1 protein-coding gene is annotated in these 1103 nt (G+C 64.1%); it reads right to left on the minus strand.

Annotated elements, in window-relative coordinates; all coding sequences use genetic code 11:
• Positions 1-1103, minus strand: a 1103-nt coding sequence (locus NX782_RS26220) for an acyl-CoA dehydrogenase (protein ID WP_258848441.1), incomplete at both ends; no start/stop codon positions are given.

Genomic DNA, 1103 nt, shown 5'->3' on the forward strand with positions numbered 1-1103 from the left:
GCGTGGATATCGTGCGTGCCTTCGTAGGTGTTGACCACCTCGAGGTTGACCATGTGGCGGATGATGCCGAACTCGTCGGAGATGCCGTTACCGCCGAGCATGTCGCGCGCGGTGCGGGCGATGTCCAGCGACTTGCCGCAGGAATTGCGCTTCATGATCGAGGTGATCTCGACTGCGGCGGTACCTTCGTCCTTCATGCGGCCCAGGCGCAGGCAGCCCTGCAGGCCCAGCGTGATCTCGGTCTGCATGTCGGCCAGTTTCTTCTGCACCAGCTGGTTCGCGGCGAGCGGCTTGCCGAACTGCTTGCGGTCCAGCACGTACTGGCGCGCGGTGTGCCAGCAGTCTTCGGCCGCGCCCAGCGCGCCCCAGGCGATGCCGTAGCGCGCCGAGTTCAGGCAGGTGAACGGGCCCTTCAGGCCGCGCACGTCCGGGAAGGCGTTTTCTTCCGGGCAGAACACTTCATCCATGACGATTTCGCCGGTGACCGAAGCGCGCAGGCCGAACTTGCCGTGAATGGCCGGGGCGCTCAAGCCCTTCCAACCTTTCTCCAGCACGAAGCCGCGGATCGCGCCTTCGTCGTCCTTGGCCCAGACCACGAACACGTCGGCGACCGGGGAGTTGGTGATCCACATCTTCGAGCCGGACAGCGAATAACCACCCTCGACCTTGCGCGCGCGGGTGACCATCGAGGCCGGGTCGGAACCGTGGTTCGGTTCGGTCAGGCCGAAGCAGCCGATCCATTCGCCGGTGGCCAGCTTGGGCAGGTATTTCTGTTTCGTTTCCTCATTGCCGAATTCAAAAATCGGCACCATCACCAGCGAGGATTGCACGCTCATCATCGAGCGGTAGCCGGAATCGACGCGCTCGACTTCGCGGGCGATCAGGCCATAGCTGACGTAGTTGAGGCCCGGGCCGCCGTACTGTTCGGGGATGGTCGGGCCCAGCAGGCCGAGCTCGCCCATTTCGCGGAAGATGGACGTGTCCATTGTTTCGTGGCGGAAGGCTTCGAGCACGCGCGGTTTGAGCTTGTCCTGGCAATATGCGGCGGCGGCATCGCGCACCATGCGCTCTTCATCGGTCAGCTGCTCGTTCAGCAGCAGCGG

The organism is Massilia norwichensis (assembly GCF_024753245.1).
In the GTDB taxonomy this organism is placed as follows: Bacteria; Pseudomonadota; Gammaproteobacteria; order Burkholderiales; family Burkholderiaceae_D; genus Telluria; species Telluria norwichensis.